Origin of the sequence: Streptococcus mitis, from assembly GCF_003942995.1 — a bacterium.
Classification (GTDB): Bacteria; Bacillota; Bacilli; order Lactobacillales; family Streptococcaceae; genus Streptococcus; species Streptococcus mitis_CV.
Genome location: NZ_RJOH01000002.1, coordinates 171164 through 192849, shown reverse-complemented (window position 1 = coordinate 192849; position 21686 = coordinate 171164). Strand labels below are relative to the sequence as shown.

Here is a 21686-nt window from a genome sequence, read left to right as displayed (position 1 = left end):
AAATGATGTTACGTTCTCAATTTGAAGAAGATTTAGAGAAATTGCACAACCAGTTCTATGCTATGGGACAAGAAGTGCTATCCCAAATCAATCGTACGGTGCGTGCCTTTGTTACGCATGACCGCGATTTGGCCAAGGAAGTCATCGAAGACGATGCAGAAGTAAACGAATACGAAGTGAAATTGGAGAAGAAATCATTTGAAATGATTGCCCTTCAACAACCCGTTTCTCAGGACTTGCGTACTGTTTTGACAGTCTTGAAGGCTGTATCTGACTTGGAACGTATGGGTGACCATGCCGTTTCCATTGCCAAGGCGGCAATTCGTATGAAGGGGGAGCAACGAATCCCAGCTGTTGAAGAAGAAATCAAGAGAATGGGTCGCGATGTCAAGAACTTCGTTGAAGCAGCCCTTGAACTCTATCTGAATGGTTCAGTAGACCAAGCCTATGAAGTAGCAGCAATGGACGAAAAAATCAACCATTACTTTGATAGCATTCGTGATTTGGCTACAGAAGAAATCAAGAAAAATCCTGATGCTATTGTTACAGGTCGTGATTATTTCCAAGTGATTGCCTTCTTGGAACGCATTGGAGACTATGCCAAGAATATCTGTGAATGGGTTGTTTACTTTGAAACAGGTAAGATTGTCGAACTATAAAATAGATTCATTCTGTATAAAAAGGAGCTTGAAATCAATTGATAGCTCCTTTTCTTGAATGAAAAAAATATTTTTAAGATAAAAATTCAAAAAATACTTGACAAGCAACTTGGATAGCGTTATAATTATACAAAATTAACAGAGAGGTTGTTTATTTATGAAATCAAAAAAATGGATATTTGTTTTATGTAGTTTTCTTGCAAGTTTCTTCTTAGTAGCTTGTCAGTCGGGTTCTAATGAGTCTCAGTCAGCTGTTGAGGCCATTAAGCAAAAGGGGAAATTAGTTGTGGCGACTAGTCCTGACTATGCACCTTTTGAATTTCAGTCTTTAGTTGACGGGAAAAATCAGGTAGTCGGTGCGGATATTGATATGGCCCAAGCTATCGCTGATGAACTTGGGGTGAAGTTGGAAATTTCAAGCATGAGTTTTGACAATGTCTTGACCAGTCTTCAAACTGGTAAGGCTGACCTAGCAGTTGCGGGAATTAGCGCTACTGACGAGAGAAAAGAAGTCTTTGATTTTTCAATCCCTTACTATGAAAACAAGATTAGTTTCTTGGTTCGTAAGGCTGATGTAGAAAAATACAAGGATTTAACTAGCCTTGAAAGTGCTAATATTGCAGCCCAAAAAGGGACTGTTCCAGAATCAATGGTCAAGGAACAATTGCCAAAAGCGCAGTTAACTTCCCTAACCAATATGGGTGAAGCTGTTAATGAATTACAGGCTGGAAAAGTAGATGCTGTTCACATGGATGAGCCTGTTGCGCTTAGCTATGCTGCTAAAAATGCCGACTTAGCTGTCGCAACTGTCAGCTTGAAGATGAAGGACGGCGAAGCTAATGCAGTTGCCCTTAGAAAAAATAGTACTGATTTGAAAGAAGTGGTGGACAAGGTCATCCAAAAACTCAAGGATGAAGGAACTTACCAAAGCTATCTTGAAAAGGCAGCAAGCCTAACAGAAGTTGAACAATAAAAAAAGCAGAGTTGGAAGTCAATCCAATTCTGCTTTTAAATAGTTTAAAACCTTTTCCAGATTTTCTAAGGACACCTTGGCAAATTCATAAGGGCAGGCATCCAAGTAAGCCTTCTCAAAGAAGTCCAATTTCAGTTGACTGTGTTTGAGGCTGGCGATTTTAGGGTACTGTCTGAGATCAAGTAATAAACCATCGTATAGGGGATAATGAGGAAGGGGACAAGGAGTGTTAGCTAGTCTTTCCTCGAGTTGTTTTTGGTAGTCTTCCTGATTGGACAAGCGAGCTAGCCGGTTTTTCTCAAACAGTTGACTATCAATATAGAGTGACAGGGCCTTTTGCATGATGAGGTTGCTGTCGTAATCTAGGATATTTTTGTAGGCCACAAAGGCTTCTTTGATAGCATTTGGAAGGATGAGTGCTGTAATCCGCAGGGCTGGAAAGAGGCTGGTTGAGAAGGACTTGATGTAAATGACCCGCTCCTCTGTATCTAGATAGTGGAAGGTCTGGCCCTTCTTGGAGTCCAAATCACCCAGATAGTCGTCCTCTACGATATAGACACCATACTTGGCAGCTAAGTCAAGAATAGCCCGTTTGTCCTGCTCTGAATAGGAATGCCCCAGAGGATAGTGAAATCGAGGAATGGTATAGAAAAATTTAATTTTACCTGTCTTGAAGTGGCCTTCCAGTTCTTCCAAGTCAATCCCATCAATGCCTCGTTCGATCGTTTGATAGTCCAGACCTTGAGCAATCAAGAGGCGATTCATCCGATGGTAGGTTGGCTGTTCTACCAAGATTTCCTTGACTTGGCTAGGAAAGGATATTTGAGAAAGGATAAACAAGGCTTGCTGGGTTCCAGAAGTCAGTACAAGTTGATCAGCCTTGCAGTAGAGAGCTTGGTTAAAGAGGAGTTTATGAATGGATTGTCTTAAGTCTTCTAATCCTTCTTGGTTGTCATAGTAGTTGAAGAGGTAGTTTTCCCGGCCAATCAAGGTTTCATTGATACAGAGTCGGAAATCGTCATAGGCACTGGCATGTTCGTCAGTGACTTCGATTTCTAGATCCTGGTGTTGCCCTTGTTCTAGGACATAGTAACCACTCTGGGGCTTGGCATAGAGGTATTGTTCGTGCCGTAATTCCAGAAGGGCTCTCTGAATGGTATCCTTGCTACAGTGAAAGTCAAGGCTCAGTTGACGGATAGAAGGCAGGCGACTTCCCGTTGGAAAACGTCCAGACTCGATACCGTTTTTCAGATAGGAAACAACCTCTTGGTACTTGCTTTGTTTCTTCATTCCAGACCTCCCTTGATTTTGTTACATTGTACCTTTTTTTTTCCTTCTTGGCAATGTCTAGAGTGTTTCTATCGTTCACATCTAGGGGTAAATGTGGTATACTTAGGAGTAACATTTATAGAATAATACTCTTCGAAAATCTCTTCAAACCACGTCAGCTTCGCCTTGCCGTAGATATGGTTACTGACTTCGTCAGTTCTATCCACAACCTCAAAACAGTGTTTTGAGCTGACTTCGTCAGTCTTATCTACAACCTCAAAGCAGTGCTTTGAGCAACCTGTGGCTCGCTTCCTAGTTTGCTTTTTGATTTTCATTGAGTATAACAGTCAAGAAAGAGAATGGATAAGAACGTGCAGGAACCAGTGAAATTATTTCAATACAATACTCTTGGAGCCTTGATGGCTGGCCTTTATGGTGGGACTATGACAGTAGGAGAATTGCTAGAGCATGGTGACCTTGGTTTGGGAACCTTGGATTCCATTGATGGAGAATTGATTGTCTTGGATGGCAAGGCTTATCAGGCCAAAGGATCAGGCGACCAGCCAGAGATTGTGGAGGTGTCACCAGATGCCCTTATTCCTTATGCAGCAGTAGTACCGCATCAGGCAGAGGTTATTTTCCGACAGCGCTTTGAGATGACGGACAAGGAATTGGAGGAGCGAATTGAGTCTTATTATGATGGGGAAAATCTTTTCCGCTCTATCAAGATTCGTGGGGAATTTTCGCATATGCATGTGCGCATGATTCCCAAGTCGACACCAGATACCAAGTTTGCTGATGTCGCAACCCATCAACCGGAATATAGTCGTGACAATGTGGCGGGGACCATTGTTGGTTTCTGGACGCCTGAGATTTTCCATGGGGTCAGTGTGGCAGGCTACCATCTGCACTTCATATCAGATGATTTGACTTTCGGTGGACATGTCATGAACTTTGTTATCAAGGAAGGTATTGTTGAGGTGGGAGCTGTTGACCAGTTGGACCAACGTTTCCCAGTCCAAGACCGTCAATACTTGTTTGCTAAGTTCAATGTTGACGAGATGAAAAAAGATATTGAAAAGGCTGAATAGGAGAAGAAAATGACCATTCATATTATCATTACCATGGTGTTGTTGCTGGCTTTCTTGATAGGAAGCATTTGGTATGCCAAAAAGAAACACCAGATTAATCTAGCTGTCTTGGGCTTGGGGGCTGTTGCCTTCTTTGTCTCTTCACAGATTTTAGAAAAACTGGTGCATATCTTGGTTTTACATCCTCAAAAAGACGGTAGTATTGCCCTCTTGCGAGACCATCCGCTTGTCTATATCATCTATGGCCTAGCCATGGCAGCATTTTTTGAGGAAACAGCTCGCCTTGTTTTCTTCAAATGGTTGGAGAAAAAAAGAAGTTTGGAAAAGGCAGATGCCTTGGCTTATGGGTTAGGTCATGGTGGTTTGGAGTTGATTTTCCTAGGTCTTACTAGTTTGATTAATCTCTACATCGTTCTCTCAGCAGTTCAAACTCAGAATCCACAGGTCATGCAATTGCTGTCTGAAAATATGTTGAAAACTATTCAGTCACTATCAGTCTGGCAGATTTATTTGCTTGCTTTTGAGCGAATCTTGGCCCTAGGTTTCCAATTACTCTTGACTGTTTGGGTTTACCAAGCTGTTCGCCAGAAGAAATGGATTTATCTCCTAGCAGCCTATGGCCTACATGCCTTCTTTGACCTGGCACCATCTCTTGCCCAAGTTGGCTGGCTGACCAATCCAGTTTTTGTGGAAGTGTTCTTAGCACTTGAGCTCGTTCTGGTTGCCTATGGAACAAAGGCTATCTTTTGCAAAAAATCATAAAAAGAGGGGAAACCTCTTTTTTTGTTTAAAATAAGCTCAAGATTTTTTTAGGGTCGTCAAATGGTCTTAAAAATGGTATAATGGAATGAATTTTGTAAAAGGAAGAGTGTCATGTCAGTAAAAGAAAACATGCTTGAAATCTTAGAAGGGATTGATATCCGTTTTAAAGAACCCTTGCATAGCTATAGTTATACAAAAGTAGGTGGAGAGGCTGATTATCTGGTCTTTCCACGAAATCGTTTTGAGTTGGCTCGCGTTGTCAAATTTGCCAATCAAGAAAATATCCCTTGGATGGTTCTTGGAAATGCCAGCAATATCATCGTTCGTGATGGTGGAATTCGTGGATTTGTCATCTTGTGTGACAAGCTCAATAATGTTTCTGTTGATGGCTATACCATCGAAGCTGAAGCTGGAGCTAACTTGATTGAAACAACACGCATTGCCCTTCGTCATAGTTTGACTGGTTTTGAGTTTGCTTGTGGCATTCCGGGGAGCGTCGGCGGTGCTGTCTTTATGAATGCAGGTGCCTATGGTGGCGAGATTGCCCACATCTTGCAGTCTTGTAAGGTCTTGACCAAGGATGGAGAAATCGAGACCCTGTCTGCCAAAGATTTGGCTTTTGGGTACCGCCATTCAGCCATTCAAGAGTCTGGTGCAGTTGTCTTGTCAGCTAAATTTGCCCTTGCTCCAGGAAGCCATCAGGTTATCAAGCAAGAAATGGATCGTTTGACGCATCTACGTGAACTCAAGCAACCTTTAGAATATCCATCTTGTGGTTCGGTCTTTAAGCGTCCAGTAGGTCATTTTGCAGGTCAATTAATTTCAGAAGCTGGCTTGAAAGGCTATCGTGTCGGTGGCGTAGAAGTGTCAGAAAAACACGCAGGATTTATGATCAATGTTGCTGACGGAACGGCTAAAGACTACGAGGACTTGATTGAGTCTGTTATCGAAAAAGTCAAGGAACACTCTGGCGTTACTCTTGAGAGAGAAGTTCGTATCTTGGGTGAAAGCAAGTAGGAAGCTGTAGTTGAAAAGCTGCTGCTATGTCATGGAAAGGGGGTGAAAGCCTATCGTTAGTGCAGAAGAATGTAGGCAGTTCAATCTCCTACACGAGGTAGTAGCGGCCTGACAGAGCCCTGATCTGTTAATCTATGAAAAAGAAGGAATAAATGACAATTGAAAAAACCAATTATTGAATTCAAAAACGTCTCTAAAGTTTTTGAAGACAGCAACACCAAGGTTCTCAAAGATATCAACTTTGAGTTGGAAGAAGGGAAGTTCTATACTCTTCTAGGCGCGTCTGGTTCAGGTAAATCAACTATCCTTAACATTATTGCAGGTTTACTGGATGCTACGACTGGAGATATTTTGCTGGACGGTGTTCGTATCAACGACATTCCAACCAACAAGCGTGATGTCCATACGGTCTTCCAATCCTATGCCTTGTTTCCACATATGAATGTGTTTGAAAATGTTGCCTTTCCACTTCGCTTGCGTAAAATTGACAAGAAAGAAATCGAGCAACGCGTAGCGGAAGTTCTAAAGATGGTTCAGTTGGAAGGTTACGAAAAACGTTCCATCCGTAAACTCTCTGGAGGACAACGTCAGCGTGTGGCTATTGCCCGCGCCATCATCAACCAACCCCGTGTGGTCTTGCTAGACGAGCCTTTATCAGCGCTGGACTTGAAATTGAGAACAGACATGCAGTATGAACTGCGTGAACTGCAACAACGATTGGGCATTACCTTTGTCTTTGTCACTCACGATCAGGAAGAAGCCCTGGCTATGAGTGACTGGATTTTTGTTATGAACGATGGTGAGATTGTCCAGTCAGGAACACCTGTGGACATCTACGACGAGCCGATTAACCACTTTGTTGCCACCTTTATCGGTGAGTCAAATATCTTGCCAGGAACCATGATTGAGGACTACTTGGTTGAGTTTAACGGCAAACGCTTCGAAGCGGTCGATGGTGGGATGAAGCCAAATGAACCTGTTGAGGTCGTGATTCGTCCAGAGGACTTGCGGATTACCCTTCCTGAAGAAGGCAAGCTCCAAGTTAAGGTCGATACCCAGCTCTTCCGTGGGGTGCACTATGAAATTATCGCCTATGACGAACTTGGAAATGAATGGATAATCCACTCAACCCGTAAGGCCATCGTGGGTGAGGAAATCGGTTTGGACTTTGAGCCAGAAGACATCCATATCATGCGTCTCAACGAAACCGAAGAAGAGTTCGATGCCCGTATCGAAGAATACGTGGAAATTGAAGAGCAAGAAGCAGGTCTGATCAATGCAATCGAGGAGGAAAGAGATGAAGAAAACAAGCTCTAAACTCTTTGTAGTGCCCTACATGCTCTGGATTGCACTCTTTGTCCTGGCACCCTTGGTCTTGATTTTCGGACAATCCTTTTTCAATATCGAAGGCCAGTTTAGTTTAGAAAATTATAAATCCTACTTTGCGTCACAAAACTTGACCTACCTCAAAATGAGCTTTAACTCTGTACTTTATGCAGGAATTGTGACCTTTGTGACCTTGCTTATCAGCTATCCAACAGCCCTCTTTTTGACCCGTCTCAAGCACCGTCAACTCTGGCTCATGCTGATTATCCTGCCTACCTGGATCAATTTGCTTCTTAAAGCATATGCCTTTATTGGGATTTTTGGTCAAAATGGCTCTATTAATCAATTCTTGGAATTTATCGGAATCGGTTCACATCAGTTACTCTTTACCGATTTCTCCTTTATCTTTGTCGCAAGCTACATCGAGCTTCCCTTTATGATCTTGCCGATTTTCAATGTCTTGGATGATATGGACAACAATCTCATCAATGCCAGCTATGACCTCGGTGCGACCAAGTGGGAGACCTTCCGTCATGTCATCTTCCCTCTATCGATGAACGGAGTGAGAAGTGGGGTCCAATCTGTCTTTATCCCCAGCTTGAGTCTCTTCATGCTGACCCGTTTGATAGGTGGGAACCGTGTTATTACGCTGGGAACGGCTATTGAACAGAATTTCCTAACCAATGACAACTACGGTATGGGTTCAACCATCGGTGTAATTCTCATCCTGACCATGTTCATCACCATGTGGGTTACCAAGGAAAGGAGAGAACGATGAAAAAATTTGCCAATCTATATCTGGGACTGGTCTTTCTTGTCCTCTACCTGCCAATATTTTACTTGATTGGCTATGCCTTTAATGCAGGCAACGACATGAATAGCTTTACAGGCTTTAGTTTGAGTCATTTTAAAACCATGTTTGGCGATGGTCGCCTTATGTTAATTGTGACTCAGACCTTTTTCTTGGCCTTCCTGTCAGCCTTGATTGCGACCATTATCGGGACTTTTGGTGCCATTTATATTTACCAATCTCGTAAGAAATACCAAGAAGCCTTTCTTTCACTCAATAATATCCTCATGGTTGCGCCTGATGTTATGATTGGTGCCAGCTTCTTGATTCTCTTTACCCAACTCAAGTTTTCACTTGGCTTTTTGACCGTTCTATCTAGTCACGTGGCCTTCTCCATTCCTATCGTGGTCTTGATGGTCTTGCCACGTCTTAAGGAAATGAATGGCGACATGATTCATGCGGCCTATGACCTTGGTGCCAGTCAATTTCAGATGTTCAAGGAAATCATGCTTCCTTACCTGACTCCGTCTATCATTGCAGGTTATTTCATGGCCTTCACCTATTCACTAGATGACTTTGCCGTAACCTTCTTTGTAACGGGAAATGGCTTTTCAACCTTGTCAGTCGAGATTTACTCTCGTGCTCGTAAGGGGATTTCACTAGAAATCAATGCCCTGTCTGCCCTTGTCTTTCTCTTTAGTATTATCCTAGTGGTTGGATATTACTTTATCTCTCGTGAGAAGGAGGAGAAAGCATGAAAAAACTCTATTCATTTTTAGCAGGAATTGTAGCCATTATCCTCGTCTTGTGGGGAATTGCGACTCATCTCGATAGTAAAATCAATAGCCGAGATAGTCAAAAACTGGTTATCTACAACTGGGGGGACTATATCGATCCTGAACTATTGGAGCAATTCACAGAAGAAACAGGCATCCAAGTCCAGTATGAGACCTTTGACTCCAACGAAGCCATGTATACCAAAATCAAGCAGGGTGGAACGACCTACGATATTACCATTCCTAGTGAATACATGATTAACAAGATGAAGGACGAAGACCTCTTGGTACCGCTTGACTATTCAAAACTTGAAGGTCTTGAAAATATCGGACCAGAGTTCCTCAACCAGTCCTTTGACCCAGGCAATAAATTCTCCATCCCTTACTTCTGGGGAACCTTGGGAATTGTCTACAATGAAACCATGGTAGAGGAAGCGCCTGAACATTGGGATGACCTTTGGAAGCCAGAGTATAAGAACTCTATCATGCTCTTTGATGGGGCGCGTGAGGTACTGGGACTAGGACTCAACTCGCTAGACTACAGCCTCAACTCCAAGGACACCCAGCAGTTGGAAGAGACAGTGGATAAGCTCTACAAACTGACTCCCAATATCAAGGCTATCGTGGCAGACGAGATGAAGGGCTACATGATTCAGAATAACGCTGCTATCGGCGTGACCTTCTCTGGTGAAGCCAGTCAAATGCTAGAAAAAAATGAAAATTTACGCTATGTGGTACCGACAGAAGCCAGCAACCTTTGGTTTGACAATATGGTCATTCCCAAAACAGTCAAAAACCAAGATGCAGCCTATGCCTTTATCAACTTTATGTTGAAACCTGAAAATGCTCTTAAAAATGCGGAGTATGTCGGTTATTCAACACCAAACCTACCAGCTAAAGAACTGCTCCCAGAGGAGAAAAAAGAAGACAAGGCCTTCTATCCAGATGCTGAAACCATGAAACACCTAGAGGTTTATGAGAAATTTGACCATAAATGGACAGGAAAATATAGCGACCTCTTCCTACAGTTTAAAATGTATCGGAAGTAGGAGTTAGCAGTCACGAAACGAATCAGTCAAGCTGGTTCGTTTTTTAATATAAGTCAGTTTTTACAGCCATATCTTTTTCTATTTTAGTTGCTGTGTTTAGTAATATGAAAATTGAGGATAAAAATAGTGATAAGTGAAATAACGGCGCATTTATTTCAAGATTTTTTTATTTGTTGAATTCTATCTCCTTCATTAAAATTGCTTCATTAAAATTTTTAAAATTGACTACTAGCTACATACGCTTTTACCTCCTTTTATGCTATAATATTCTCAATAGAATCTTTAATCTTCAAATAAATATTCCTTATGGAATAATTCCGTTTTATACCGTTTAGAATATTTAAGAGGATACAATGTTTAATAATGATTTTTTTAGAGCTCGTCTTAAGGAACTGAGAAAGATCAAGAAGTTAACTCAGGTACAAATTTCTGAGATGATTGGTGTATAACAAGGTACTTATTTTCGTTGGGAGAATGGAACTTTAGAGCCTAATTTAGACGCCGTTGTCAAATTAGCAAAATTATTTGATACCACGACAGATTATTTACTAGGAAAAACGATTTATAGTACTCTAGATGGTATTTCTCATCCAATCACTAGAATTGATATGAAGAAGTTAAAAGAGTTTAATAAAACTGAACTTAATGATTTGAAATTTGCGCTTGTTATGAATGGAATAAAAAAACATTTCACTGTATTTGACTATATGGATGAGCTAGTTTCTGAATATAATTTAGACAAAGAAGAGCAAGGAATATTGCCGACTCTCTTTAAAGAGGTTTATGATTATTTTAATGCAGATTAATGGTTTATAAGATTAAGCCTCAATAGATAGAGAATAATATATTCTTGTTGAGTGATTCTATTTTATGAAGGTTGTTTGTAGTTGAAGGGGGAAATAGATGGACTCTAAAATTGATACAGCTTGGAACTTGTTTCTGGAAGGAAAAATATCAGAAGCTAAAAAGTTAGTTGAACAAGAGTTTTCCATTGATACCTGTGCGGATTTTAGTCTTTTAAATTTGATGGGATATTTATTGTTAGCAGAAAAAGACTATGTTTCATGTACCCATATCTTTGAGAAATACATTTTATTAGCGCAACAAAATGAAGATAAAGAAAATGAACACATTGGCTTACATCAATTAGCTATGATCTACAGAGATCAGGGGGATTTTCATAAGGCTTTAAAACTTATTGAAGATGAAGAGAAGATAGTTGAAGAGCATTTTCCAAATGATAATCTAAAGAAAGCTGTGAATAATTACGAACAGGGCTATGTGAGATTTAAATTAAACAATCTTGATGAGGCTCTTACATTCATGAATCTGTCATTGGAACAATCTTTAGAGACTGATGATGTAATTTCTCAAGCTTGTAGCTATAGAGGGTTAGGTGAAATCTATTTAGCCTTGGAAGATACGGAATTATCCAACACACATTTCAAACGAGCTATAGAACTTTTCGAAAGTGTTGGAGAATTTGAAGGGATAAAGGAAATTGAGGAATTGATTAATGAATGATTTTACATTTAGGTTTTGTTATTAGTTTGCTTTATCTTAAAGAATGTAGATATGCAATTGACAGTCTAGATAATATTAAAGCGAGAGAGTGATATGTTATTTTGGATTTATTTAATATCAACAATTATATTGGCTAATTTTGTTCTCCTGAAAGAGTAATCAAAGATACAGGAAATTGGTCTGATTCAATGGAGATCATTTCCAGTTGACGCAAACTTAAAAAAACGATATAATAAGAAAGTTGAGAATTGATTTTCAGTTGTCTTAGTCCAGAGAAATGGCGGTGCTGCGAGCCATCTAAGCTAGGAAGTCATGCTACTCAATCATACAATTGCATAAGAACAAGAGAATGACAAGTTCATTGAATGAAGGTGGTACCGCGGTTTTTCGCCCTTCGTGATATGAGCTTGTCTTTTGATTTTTTGGAGGTGTTGATGAAAACATTTCTTGTCAAACAAAAGTTTCGTCTTGGAGGCGAACGCTTCGCTATCAAGGATGACAGGGGAGAAATCGCCTATCAGGTAGAGGGATCATTTTTTAAGATTCCTAAAACCTTTACCATCTATGATGCTTATGGTGAACATGTCAGTCAAATCAGTAAAGAAATCTTGACCTTGCTTCCTCGTTTTGAAATTCAGCTTCGGGATGGATCGAGTTTTGTCATTCGCAAGAAGTTGACCTTCTGGCGAGATAAGTATGAGTTTGATAATCTAGGTCTTCGTATCGAGGGCAATATCTGGGATTTGGATTTCAAATTGCTGGATGATCGCGATCAGTTGATTGCGGAAATCAAGAAAGAACTCTTCCATCTGACATCTACCTATAATGTAACGGTCCTTGAGGACGCTTATGCAGACCTAGTCATTTCCCTCTGTGTCGCGATTGACTATGTGGAAATGCTGGAAAGCCAATCACATTAAACAAGTAAATAAGGAGACAATATGAAACAACTATCTAGTGCACAAGTACGCCAAATGTGGCTTGACTTCTGGGCGACCAAAGGTCACTCTGTAGAACCATCAGTGAGTTTGGTTCCTGTAAATGACCCAACACTTTTGTGGATCAACTCTGGGGTAGCAACCCTTAAGAAATACTTTGACGGGACCATCATTCCTGAAAATCCACGTATTACCAATGCCCAAAAGGCTATCCGTACCAACGATATTGAAAACGTAGGGAAGACTGCACGTCACCATACCATGTTTGAAATGTTGGGGAATTTCTCTATCGGGGATTACTTCCGTGATGAAGCTATCACTTGGGCTTATGAGCTTTTGACAAGCCCAGAATGGTTTGACTTCCCTGCTGAAAAACTTTACATGACTTACTATCCAGACGATAAAGATTCTTACAACCGCTGGATTGAGGTAGGAGTGGACCCAAGTCACTTGATTCCAATCGAAGATAACTTCTGGGAAATCGGTGCAGGACCTTCTGGACCAGATACAGAGATTTTCTTTGACCGTGGAGAAGCCTTTGACCCAGAAAATATCGGTCTTCGTCTTCTTGCAGAAGATATCGAAAACGACCGTTACATAGAAATCTGGAATATCGTTTTGTCACAATTTAACGCAGACCCTGCTGTTCCTCGTAGCGAGTACAAGGAATTGCCACACAAGAACATTGATACGGGTGCTGGTTTAGAGCGTTTGGTGGCAGTTATCCAAGGGGCTAAGACAAACTTTGAGACAGACCTCTTTATGCCAATCATTCGTGAAGTGGAGAAATTGTCTGGTAAGGTTTATGACCAAGATGGCGACAACATGAGCTTTAAGGTCATCGCTGACCACATCCGTTCACTTTCATTTGCTATCGGTGATGGTGCCCTTCCAGGAAATGAAGGTCGTGGTTATGTCCTTCGTCGTCTTCTCCGTCGTGCTTCTATGCATGGTCAAAAATTGGGTATCAACGAGCCTTTCCTTTACAAACTCGTTCCAACCGTTGGAAAAATCATGGAAAGTTACTACCCAGAAGTGCTTGAAAAACGTGACTTTATCGAAAAAATCGTTAAGAGCGAAGAAGAATCATTTGCTCGTACCCTACACTCAGGTCAACACTTTGCCCAAGGCATTGTAGCAGACTTGAAAGAAAAAGGTCAATCTGTCATTGCAGGTTCAGATGTTTTCAAACTTTATGACACTTATGGATTCCCAGTTGAATTGACTGAAGAAATCGCTGAAGAAGCTGGTATGACTGTAGACCGTGAAGGTTTTGAAGCAGCTATGAAAGAACAGCAAGAACGTGCGCGTGCGTCAGCCGTCAAGGGTGGCTCAATGGGGATGCAAAATGAAACCCTTCAAAACATCACTGTAGAAAGTGTCTTCAACTACAATGCTAGCCAATTGTCTTCTAAATTGGTGGCTATCGTGGCTGACAATGCAGAAGTAGAAGCTGTGTCAGAAGGAACTGCCTCACTTATCTTTGCGGAAACGCCATTCTACGCTGAAATGGGTGGACAGGTAGCTGACCATGGACAAATCTTGGATGCGTCAGGTAAGGTCGTGGCTACTGTGACCAATGTTCAGAAAGCCCCAAATGGTCAAGCACTTCATACAGTTGAAGTCCTTGCACCGCTTGCCTTGAACCAAGAATATACCTTGGCAATTGATAGCAATCGTCGTCACCGTGTTATGAAAAACCACACTGCGACTCACTTGCTTCACGCTGCCCTTCACAACATCCTTGGAAACCACGCGACACAAGCTGGATCTCTTAACGAAGTTGAATTCCTTCGCTTTGACTTTACCCACTTCCAAGCAGTGACTGCTGAAGAATTGCGTGCGATTGAGCAGCAAGTCAATGAAAAAATCTGGGAAGCTCTTGAAGTGAAGACAGTTGAAACGGATATTGACACTGCTAAAGAAATGGGAGCTATGGCCCTCTTTGGTGAGAAATACGGTAAAAAAGTCCGTGTTGTTACTATCGGTGACTACTCTATCGAGCTTTGTGGTGGTACCCACGTTGGCAACACTTCTGAAATTGGTCTTTTCAAGATTGTCAAAGAAGAAGGTATCGGATCAGGAACTCGCCGTATTTTAGCAGTGACTGGTAAGGAAGCCTTTGAAGCCTACCGTGAGCAAGAAGACGCTCTTAAAGCTGTCGCAGCAACCTTGAAAGCACCTCAAGTCAAGGAAGTACCTCACAAGGTAGAAGGACTTCAAGAACAACTTCGTCAACTTCAAAAAGAAAATGCTGAGTTGAAAGAAAAAGCCGCAGCAGCTGCAGCAGGCGATATCTTCAAGGATGTTAAGGAAGTCAATGGTCACCGTTACATTGCTAGCCAAGTATCGGTATCTGACGCTGGTGCCCTTCGTACTTTTGCGGATAACTGGAAACAAAAAGACTACTCTGATGTGCTTGTCCTAGTTGCTGCTATCGGTGACAAAGTCAATGTTCTTGTAGCAAGCAAGACAAAAGACCTTCATGCAGGAAACCTTGTCAAAGAATTAGCACCAATCGTCGATGGGCGTGGTGGTGGTAAACCAGACATGGCCATGGCAGGAGGAAGCAACCAAGCTAAGATCCAAGAATTGTTGGATGCCGTAGCAGGTAAATTGTAATCAAGTAAAGATCTACCCATTTGGATAGGTCTTTTTGTGAATGCAAAAAAGCCAAATCCGATTGGACCTGGCTTGGTAATCATTGGCTATTAGATTGTATTGGCTGCCCAGACACTTACCGAAGCAGTTGAGACTGGAAATTGTCCATAACCTTCCTCATCGATTGTAACTTGATCTTGATGGTTTCCAAGTAAATCCACGAAAGTTTGGTTAGCCCATTCTTGGCCGACAAACATAGACTTGCTGTTTTCTTGGTCATTTGAAATCAAGACTGCGATTGGGGATTGATGTTCAGCACCTGAACGTACCCAACCGATACAGTTAGCATCATCAAAGTAGTCATTTTGTTCTCCATAGGCCAAATCTTTTCGGATGGCTAGGAGGCGGTCAAGGACTTCTTTGAAATCTTGTTGAGCATACTGCCCTGAAATCCCATAGTAGTCACCGTAAAAGACACATGGAAGGCCGTCTTGACGTAATAGAATGAGGGCATAGGCTGCTGGTTTGAACCATTCTTCAACAGTAGACTCAAGAGCCTGACCACGTTGGGTATCGTGGTTGTCGACAAAAGTCACAGCCTTGTCAGGTTTGAGTTCAACCAAGCTATCTGTGAAAATACCACGAAGGTCATAGTTTGCGCCAGCTTGACTGGCTTCAAAGAGATTCTGGTGGAGACGAACATCGACAAGGTCGAATCGTTCTTCCGTTTTTTCAAGATAGTCCAGATTGGCTTCCTTGTCAGGATTCCAAAATTCACCAAAAACATAGAAATCCTCACCGTATTTTTCCTTCATATCACGGATGAAATTGCGCATGAAGAAAGAGTCGATGTGTTTAACGGCATCCAAGCGGAAACCAGCTACACCAGTCGTTTCCATGAACCAGTCAGCCCAGTCATAGATATTTTGGATGACTTCAGGATGTTTAAAGTCTAGGTCGGCATACATGAGGTAGTCGTAGTTACCATTTTCGTTATCGACTAATTCCTCATTTGCCCAACCCTTGTTGTCCCCTTGGATGAGATAAATCCCAGATTTACGGCGTTTAGCATCGTAGTCTGTACCTGTGAAGTGGTACCAATGCCAGTGGAAATCATTGTAGGTATCTTGGCGGCCATCGAATGTAAAACTAGTCCAGCCATTGATGGTGAAGGGTTCCCCAAGTTCAACTGTACGGTCTACAGGATCCACTTCGATAACTTGAAAGGCTTCCATGTGATCAGCAGCAGCCTTGTGATTGAGCACCACATCGGCCATAGGTTGAATTCCCTGTGCTTTTAGAACTTGAATGGCTTGAAGATAGTCTTCTTTAAAACCATACTTGGTGCGGACAGTTCCTTTTTGATTAAACTCTCCTAAGTCGAATAAGTCATAGACCCCATAACCTACATCTTTTTCATTGGTAGCCTTGAAGGCTGGTGGCATCCAGACATGGCTGATACCGAGATCAGCTAGGTGTGGAGCATCTTCAGCCAGACGCGTCCAGTGCTGGCCGTCATGGGGCAGATACCATTCAAAGTATTGCATGAGTGTTTGATTTTGCATGATGTTTCCTCTTACTTGTCAATCTTGTTCTTTATTCTATCATAAAGTATCGGTTAGCTCAAACGTTTGCGTAAAACTGAATAATAAGTTTTTGACTATTTTATATAAAATGTTGATTTTTAAAATGAAAGCGCTATAATTATAGTAAATTACATAGATAAAGAGAGGAGATTTCTCATGATTGAATTTCAAAATGTTAGTAAGTTGTATGGTGATAAAGAGGCCTTGAGCAATCTCAATCTGCAGATTGAAAATGGAGAGATTATGGGCTTGATTGGCCATAATGGGGCTGGAAAATCGACCACTATAAAATCCTTAGTCAGTATCATTTCACCCAGCAGTGGTCGTATTTTGGTAGACGGTCAGGAGTTATCGGAAAATCGTTTAGCTATTAAACGAAAGATTGGCTATGTAGCAGACTCGCCTGACTTATTTTTACGCTTAACGGCCAATGAATTTTGGGAATTGATTGCTTCATCCTATGATCTGACTAGCTCTGACTTGGAGGCTAGTCTAGCTAGGCTATTGAACGTTTTTGATTTTGCTGAAAACCGCTATCAGGTTATTGAAACCCTTTCTCACGGAATGCGTCAGAAAGTCTTTGTCATCGGAGCACTCTTGTCCGATCCCGATATTTGGGTCTTGGACGAACCCTTGACAGGTTTGGATCCCCAGGCTGCCTTTGATTTGAAGCAAATGATGAAGGAGCATGCGCAAAAAGGCAAGACGGTCTTGTTTTCAACTCATGTCCTAGAGGTGGCAGAGCAAGTCTGTGATCTGATTGCCATTTTGAAAAAGGGGCATTTGATTTATTGTGGTAGCGTAGAGGACTTGAGAAAAGACCATCCAGACCAGTCTTTAGAAAGTATCTATCTTAGCCTTGCTGGTAGAAAAGAGGAGGTTTCAGATGCGTCTCAAAGTCATTAAAAAATTAGTTGATATCAATATCCTCTATTCATCTCAAGAAGCTAATCTGGCTAACCTACGAAAGAAGCAAGCTAAAAATCCTGGAAAAAAAGTAAATGTTTCCGCTAGAGTCCTAAGTTCTTACATTTTTTCTAGTCTCTTGATGCTTTTCATGTTTATAAATATAGCCTTTCGTTTTCCTTTTGATAAAATACCTGTTTATTTTAGTTTTATGGTTGCTATTTTACTAGTGATTGCCTTTTCAACTTCTTTAACTGCCTTTTACAATGTCTTTTATGAGAGTAAGGACTTGGTATCGTATAGGCCTTATGCCTTTAAAGAATCAGAGATTATAATTGCTAAAGGACTGTCTGTCCTCTTGCCAGCTCTGCCTGGAATTGTACCAATCCTAGCTTATTTTCTAGTCCTCTACATTAGGCTAGCACCTTCTCTTTGGCTTGGCTTGCCTTTGATGCTACTGTCCTTGGCTCTATTATTTGTTTCTGTGGCTCTAGTGATGGTAGTGGCAGTGCATTTCTTGGCTCAAACTGCGCTTTTTAGAAAGTATCAGTCTATTTTTTCGAATGTGATGATTGGGATAGGAGTTCTCACACCTTTAATATTTGTCTTCTTTCTACAGTCGACTTCTAGAGGTATAGGTGATCAGACTAAAGAAATTCCACCTCTTCTTTATCCTATTCATCTCTTTTACAAAATAGCAGTGGAGCCTTTTTCGATAGAAGCCATCCTAGGTCTGCTCGCTTGGATAGCTTTAACTCTTTTCTTGCTTTACCTGACCAAAAAGAAGGTTTTGCCTCGTTTTTATGATGTGATCCTACTTAATAGTGAGGAGAAGGTCAAAAAAGAACGTCGCAGTAAGGAGGGGCTCTCAACTACTAAAAAGGGCTTTTTCCGTATGGTTTTACGCTACCACCTCACCCTTTTGGGACAGGGGACTGGCGTGATTACAGTGCTTTTTACAAGTGCTTTCCTTCCTTATCTCATGATGATCGGTCTGATTTCCAACATCCGAGATTCTCAGATAGTTCCAGACATTCATCCTCCATACTGGTTACCCTTGTTTTTTATAGGTCTCTTTCTAGCTGTTGTCAATAACAATATCACCAGCCTGCATTCAATTGCCTTATCCTTGGAGAGGGAAAATGTTGATTTTCTGAAGAGTTTACCCTTTGACTTTGCTCGTTATGTAAAAGTGAAATTTTGGATTATATTTGCTGTCCAGTCCTTTTTACCAGTTCTGACTTTACTTGGTCTTTCTCTATATTTAGGCTTGCCCATCCTTTCGATGATTTACCTTCTTGTAGTCTGGACCCTTGCCAGTGTCATCCTTTCTTGCCACCATTACTTTAAGGACGTTAAAAATTTGTCAACCAATTGGAGTAACATTACGGACTTGGTAAACCGTTCAAATCGTATAGTAGCAATTGTTTTGATTTTGGTTTATAGTGCAATCTTAATGGCCCTTGTAATAGGGAGCATATTCTTGGTTCGGTCTCTCTCCCCTATCCTTGCCATTAGCTTGGGAGTAGGAGCTCTTATCCTCCTGCTTGGTCTTGCTATTTTTAGCTATTATTATTACCTGTCACGCATATTGGCAGAAATAGAAAAAAGATGAGCTAGTTGATCGCTTGCTTGATAAATTCAATTCGACAAACGCTTTTATAGTTTGTTAGAATGTAGTTGTAAATGATTAAGATTGCTAATTAAAAATATAGGGAGGAATGTTTTGAATAAGAAATGTAATATAGTTCTATTATTGTTGTTTATAGTTTATTTATTTGGATATTTTTCAATTTCAAAAACGTTAATTCCTATAATGTGTGTGATCCAAGTGTTTTTGATAGAACATATATTTAGAGTTCGAAATAGAATTATGCAGATAGGTGAAATTTTAATTATTGTTGCTTCTATAATATTATTTATTGATAGTATATTGAGTTTGTAACAAAAGGCTTTTCTATAAAATCAAATTTTCCAGATATCTACTGAAGCTGATTTATATCCTCATATTTCTTCTACTATCTTCGTCACTAAATTTGACAGACATATATTGCTGATACAACCTCTCTACCTACAATCTCGCAGTTAACCTGAGGCCAGTTTCCTCTTTGATTTTCGTTGAATTTTATTTTATAAAAAGAAATGCTCCTCCACGATGGAAGAGCATTTTTTATTGTGATTTTGATTCGGTTTCTGCCGACTCTGGGTGGAGTTCTTGGTAACTTGGGGCCTTGAAAAGGTCAGTACTGGTTTTACCTTGTCGTTGGCTAAAGAGGCTAGTTGACTGACTTCCTTTTTCCTGTTCAATCTTTTGCAGAATTGGTAAAGAATTGAGGTAAGAAATACTTTCTGTATCAACTTTTCCAAGATGATCTGCTTGGTAGAAACGTATTAAATCGCCAGTTTGAATCTGGTCGCTGATTTTCAGTTGTTGACTAGCTGCTTGCCGAACGCTTTCCAGTTCAGTCTGAGCTTGTTCATCAAGATTGCTGATTTCAAGACCGCTCTCAGTATAGTAGATTCGTCCGTCGTAACTGGTGTATTTAGGTGTGACGAAGGAATTGGCAGTCCGAAAGGCAACGATTTCTTGGTGGTCTGGTGATAGGAGGTCTTGGCCGACTTGAAGGAAGGAATTGGACTCAATACCAAGGAGGTGTTCGAGAGTCGGTAAGATATCGATTTGTCCACCGTAGGTATTGATGATTTGTCCTTTTTCATAACCAGTCATGACTACCATAAAAGGCACTCGTTGCAACATGGCATTGTCGTAATTCGACCAGTTCTCAGAAGTCTTGCCAATCAAGGATGCCAGGTCAGGATTGCGGGAGTTAGAAATTCCATAATGGTCTCCGTAGATGACGATGATGGATTTTTCATAGAGGCCACTTTCTTTGAGATAGTCAAAGAAGGCCTTGATAGCACTATCCAGATAGTTGGCTGTTTGGAAGTAGCCATTGATTGTTTCATCTTTGGTCTTAGCCAGTGGGAAACCAAGCTCATCGCCTGTCAGATTGCTAGCATAAGGATAGTGATTGGACACCGTGATATACTTGGCATAAAAAGGCTGCTGCAAGTGCTCCAGATATTGGATAGAATCTTTCATCATGATTTTATCATTTAAACCATATTGGAAAGAATTGCTACTGTCTTGCTTAGTGAAGTAGGAAGCATCAAAGAAGCATTGGTAGCCCCACTGTTTGTAGGTCGTATTTCGGTTCCAGAAGGTCCCAATGTTACCATGAAAGACTGCACTTGATTGGTAGCCATTTTTTGATAGGATAAAAGGCGCAGCCTGCTGGGTATTGGTACCACCGTAGTTGACCATGAAAGAACCTTGGTCAAGCCCAAACAAACCGGTCTCTAGCATGGTTTCTGCATCCGAGGTCTTACCAGCCTTAACTTGGTTAAAGATATTCGAAAAGGCTAGGGTTGATTGCGAATGGTAGAGGGAATTAAGGAAGGGAGTGACTTCATGATCAGTTCCATCTATGTTGAGTTTATAGTCCAGTAGGAACTGCTGAAAACTCTCCAAGTGGAGATAAATCACATTTTTCCCTTTGGCAAGGCCAAAATAGTCTGGATTGGGCTTAGCAGAATGTTCTTGAATATAATCTGTAATAGGTTGAAGATCAGTCTCAGAGGCCTTGGCACGTTCTTTGTTGGTACTGTAGGATTGGTTGGCACTATAGCCTAAAAAGGCTGGCAAACTAAGGGCACGAACAATATAATAATTAGAAAATCCTCGCGACAGGAGATCGGGACGCTCAATCTCAGCCAAGAAAAGGTTAGCTGAAAAGAGCAGGGCCGAGAGAGCAGTGATGGCAACACTGGAGCGGAATTTGAAAAGTCTCCTATCCAATTGGATGAATTTTTTATAGAAAAGGAAAGCCAGCAGTGGGAAATCCATAAAATAGATGAAATCCCAAAAGCGCAGTAACTCTAGTTCCGCAGTACCAACAGATACCTTGCTGACCACCTTCATGGTATTGGCCGTGATAAAGTCACTAAATTCTCGATAGTAAAAAATATTAGAATAAAGCCAAATGAACAAAAGGCTATAAATAGCTATACTCAGGCCATAAAAGATCTTGGTTGACCGAGCATAGAGGGCTAGAGCCAGCAGGAGGAGTCCCAAAGGAATGGGATTGAAAAAGGCGATAAAGGCAAGGTAATTTCCCTGCAATTTGCCTACTTGAATATCTAAATTGAAGTCAACGGTATAGGCTAATAAGGTTTTGAGCCAATAGAGGATTAAAAGGGTTAGGACAAAACCCAGTCTGGTACCGATGGCTTTTTGGATTTTGTTAAAATTGATTCTCACACAATTACTTCCTAAGTTTTTATTAGTATTAGTATACCATTTTTTAAAACTAGAGTAAAAAAGCAAGGGTAGTTTCTTTTTTGAGAATTGTCACAAAA

At 41.0% G+C, this 21686-nt stretch carries 18 protein-coding genes; 15 read left to right on the top strand and 3 right to left on the bottom strand.

Translation table 11 applies throughout. The annotated features are described in order from the left end of the window. The first annotated feature begins 5 nt into the window (after positions 1–5). Positions 6–659 (top strand): phosphate signaling complex protein PhoU, encoded by a 654-nt coding sequence (phoU, locus tag D8836_RS02405; protein ID WP_000946458.1) that lies wholly within the window; start codon positions 6–8, stop codon positions 657–659. Positions 660–816: 157 nt separating this feature from the next. Then, positions 817–1632, top strand: a complete 816-nt coding sequence (locus tag D8836_RS02400; RefSeq protein WP_125393043.1) for an ABC transporter substrate-binding protein — start codon at positions 817–819, stop codon at positions 1630–1632. 18 nt (positions 1633–1650) lie between these two features. Here the strand turns inward: D8836_RS02400 and D8836_RS02395 are convergent, their stop codons facing one another. Next, the gene (locus D8836_RS02395) at positions 1651–2922 is read right to left on the bottom strand and encodes an aminotransferase-like domain-containing protein (protein ID WP_125393042.1); all 1272 of its coding nucleotides are present in this window, start codon (positions 2920–2922) and stop codon (positions 1651–1653) included. A 338-nt stretch (positions 2923–3260) separates the two neighbouring features. On the opposite strand from D8836_RS02395, the gene budA reads away from it, so the two are divergent. The 11 genes from budA (at position 3261) to alaS (ending at position 14796) form a co-directional block, all read left to right on the top strand. Next, positions 3261–3992, top strand: a complete 732-nt coding sequence (budA, locus tag D8836_RS02385; RefSeq protein WP_125393041.1) for an acetolactate decarboxylase — start codon at positions 3261–3263, stop codon at positions 3990–3992. Between the two features lie 9 nt (positions 3993–4001). After that, entirely contained in the window at positions 4002–4754 is a 753-nt protein-coding gene (locus tag D8836_RS02380) for a YhfC family intramembrane metalloprotease (protein ID WP_125393040.1), read from the top strand. A 111-nt stretch (positions 4755–4865) separates the two neighbouring features. Continuing rightward, entirely contained in the window at positions 4866–5771 is a 906-nt protein-coding gene (murB, locus tag D8836_RS02375; RefSeq protein ID WP_070527051.1) for a UDP-N-acetylmuramate dehydrogenase, read from the top strand. 159 nt (positions 5772–5930) lie between these two features. Continuing rightward, positions 5931–7088, top strand: a complete 1158-nt coding sequence (locus D8836_RS02370) for an ABC transporter ATP-binding protein (RefSeq protein WP_060628580.1) — start codon at positions 5931–5933, stop codon at positions 7086–7088. Continuing rightward, on the top strand, positions 7069–7875 hold the full coding sequence (locus D8836_RS02365; protein WP_125393039.1) for an ABC transporter permease: 807 nt from the start codon (positions 7069–7071) through the stop codon (positions 7873–7875). The genes D8836_RS02370 and D8836_RS02365 overlap by 20 nt, the downstream gene beginning before the upstream one ends. Further along, complete coding sequence (locus tag D8836_RS02360; RefSeq protein ID WP_000712739.1) at positions 7872–8645, top strand: ABC transporter permease; 774 nt, start codon at positions 7872–7874, stop codon at positions 8643–8645. The genes D8836_RS02365 and D8836_RS02360 overlap by 4 nt, the downstream gene beginning before the upstream one ends. Then, the gene (locus tag D8836_RS02355) at positions 8642–9712 is read left to right on the top strand and encodes an ABC transporter substrate-binding protein (protein WP_125393038.1); all 1071 of its coding nucleotides are present in this window, start codon (positions 8642–8644) and stop codon (positions 9710–9712) included. Before D8836_RS02360 ends, D8836_RS02355 begins: the two co-directional genes overlap by 4 nt. A gap of 608 nt (positions 9713–10320) precedes the next feature. Beyond that, on the top strand, positions 10321–10518 hold the full coding sequence (locus tag D8836_RS11595) for a hypothetical protein (protein ID WP_253275431.1): 198 nt from the start codon (positions 10321–10323) through the stop codon (positions 10516–10518). Positions 10519–10615: 97 nt separating this feature from the next. Next, on the top strand, positions 10616–11236 hold the full coding sequence (locus D8836_RS02345) for a tetratricopeptide repeat protein (RefSeq protein WP_060628578.1): 621 nt from the start codon (positions 10616–10618) through the stop codon (positions 11234–11236). A 434-nt stretch (positions 11237–11670) separates the two neighbouring features. Then, on the top strand, positions 11671–12156 hold the full coding sequence (locus tag D8836_RS02340) for an LURP-one-related/scramblase family protein (protein WP_125393037.1): 486 nt from the start codon (positions 11671–11673) through the stop codon (positions 12154–12156). Between the two features lie 21 nt (positions 12157–12177). Next, positions 12178–14796, top strand: coding sequence for an alanine--tRNA ligase (gene alaS, locus D8836_RS02335; RefSeq protein ID WP_125393036.1), 2619 nt, complete (start codon positions 12178–12180; stop codon positions 14794–14796). Between the two features lie 89 nt (positions 14797–14885). Here the strand turns inward: alaS and D8836_RS02330 are convergent, their stop codons facing one another. Next, a complete protein-coding gene (locus D8836_RS02330) occupies positions 14886–16340 on the bottom strand; it encodes an alpha-amylase (RefSeq protein ID WP_125393035.1) in 1455 nt (484 codons plus the stop codon). Positions 16341–16517: 177 nt separating this feature from the next. Here D8836_RS02330 and D8836_RS02325 point away from each other — a divergent pair, with 177 nt between their 5' ends. Next, entirely contained in the window at positions 16518–17267 is a 750-nt protein-coding gene (locus tag D8836_RS02325) for an ABC transporter ATP-binding protein (RefSeq protein ID WP_125393034.1), read from the top strand. Then, entirely contained in the window at positions 17248–18882 is a 1635-nt protein-coding gene (locus tag D8836_RS02320) for a hypothetical protein (protein WP_084888512.1), read from the top strand. Before D8836_RS02325 ends, D8836_RS02320 begins: the two co-directional genes overlap by 20 nt. A gap of 555 nt (positions 18883–19437) precedes the next feature. Here D8836_RS02320 and D8836_RS02310 read toward each other — a convergent pair. Next, positions 19438–21588, bottom strand: coding sequence for an LTA synthase family protein (locus D8836_RS02310; RefSeq protein ID WP_125393033.1), 2151 nt, complete (start codon positions 21586–21588; stop codon positions 19438–19440). Positions 21589–21686 lie beyond the last annotated feature (98 nt).

What these genes read in the sequence shown, in the direction of transcription:
- murB (WP_070527051.1), top strand. Translation starts at nt 4,866, where the DNA reads ATGTCAGTAAAAGAAAACATGCTTGAAATCTTAGAAGGGATTGATATC.
- D8836_RS02400 (WP_125393043.1), top strand. Translation starts at nt 817, where the DNA reads ATGAAATCAAAAAAATGGATATTTGTTTTATGTAGTTTTCTTGCAAGT.
- D8836_RS02345 (WP_060628578.1), top strand. Translation starts at nt 10,616, where the DNA reads ATGGACTCTAAAATTGATACAGCTTGGAACTTGTTTCTGGAAGGAAAA.
- D8836_RS02360 (WP_000712739.1), top strand. Translation starts at nt 7,872, where the DNA reads ATGAAAAAATTTGCCAATCTATATCTGGGACTGGTCTTTCTTGTCCTC.
- D8836_RS02380 (WP_125393040.1), top strand. Translation starts at nt 4,002, where the DNA reads ATGACCATTCATATTATCATTACCATGGTGTTGTTGCTGGCTTTCTTG.
- D8836_RS11595 (WP_253275431.1), top strand. Translation starts at nt 10,321, where the DNA reads ATGAAGAAGTTAAAAGAGTTTAATAAAACTGAACTTAATGATTTGAAA.
- D8836_RS02365 (WP_125393039.1), top strand. Translation starts at nt 7,069, where the DNA reads ATGAAGAAAACAAGCTCTAAACTCTTTGTAGTGCCCTACATGCTCTGG.
- alaS (WP_125393036.1), top strand. Translation starts at nt 12,178, where the DNA reads ATGAAACAACTATCTAGTGCACAAGTACGCCAAATGTGGCTTGACTTC.
- D8836_RS02340 (WP_125393037.1), top strand. Translation starts at nt 11,671, where the DNA reads ATGAAAACATTTCTTGTCAAACAAAAGTTTCGTCTTGGAGGCGAACGC.
- D8836_RS02395 (WP_125393042.1), bottom strand. Translation starts at nt 2,922, where the DNA reads ATGAAGAAACAAAGCAAGTACCAAGAGGTTGTTTCCTATCTGAAAAAC.
- phoU (WP_000946458.1), top strand. Translation starts at nt 6, where the DNA reads ATGTTACGTTCTCAATTTGAAGAAGATTTAGAGAAATTGCACAACCAG.
- D8836_RS02355 (WP_125393038.1), top strand. Translation starts at nt 8,642, where the DNA reads ATGAAAAAACTCTATTCATTTTTAGCAGGAATTGTAGCCATTATCCTC.
- D8836_RS02330 (WP_125393035.1), bottom strand. Translation starts at nt 16,340, where the DNA reads ATGCAAAATCAAACACTCATGCAATACTTTGAATGGTATCTGCCCCAT.
- D8836_RS02325 (WP_125393034.1), top strand. Translation starts at nt 16,518, where the DNA reads ATGATTGAATTTCAAAATGTTAGTAAGTTGTATGGTGATAAAGAGGCC.
- budA (WP_125393041.1), top strand. Translation starts at nt 3,261, where the DNA reads ATGGATAAGAACGTGCAGGAACCAGTGAAATTATTTCAATACAATACT.
- D8836_RS02320 (WP_084888512.1), top strand. Translation starts at nt 17,248, where the DNA reads ATGCGTCTCAAAGTCATTAAAAAATTAGTTGATATCAATATCCTCTAT.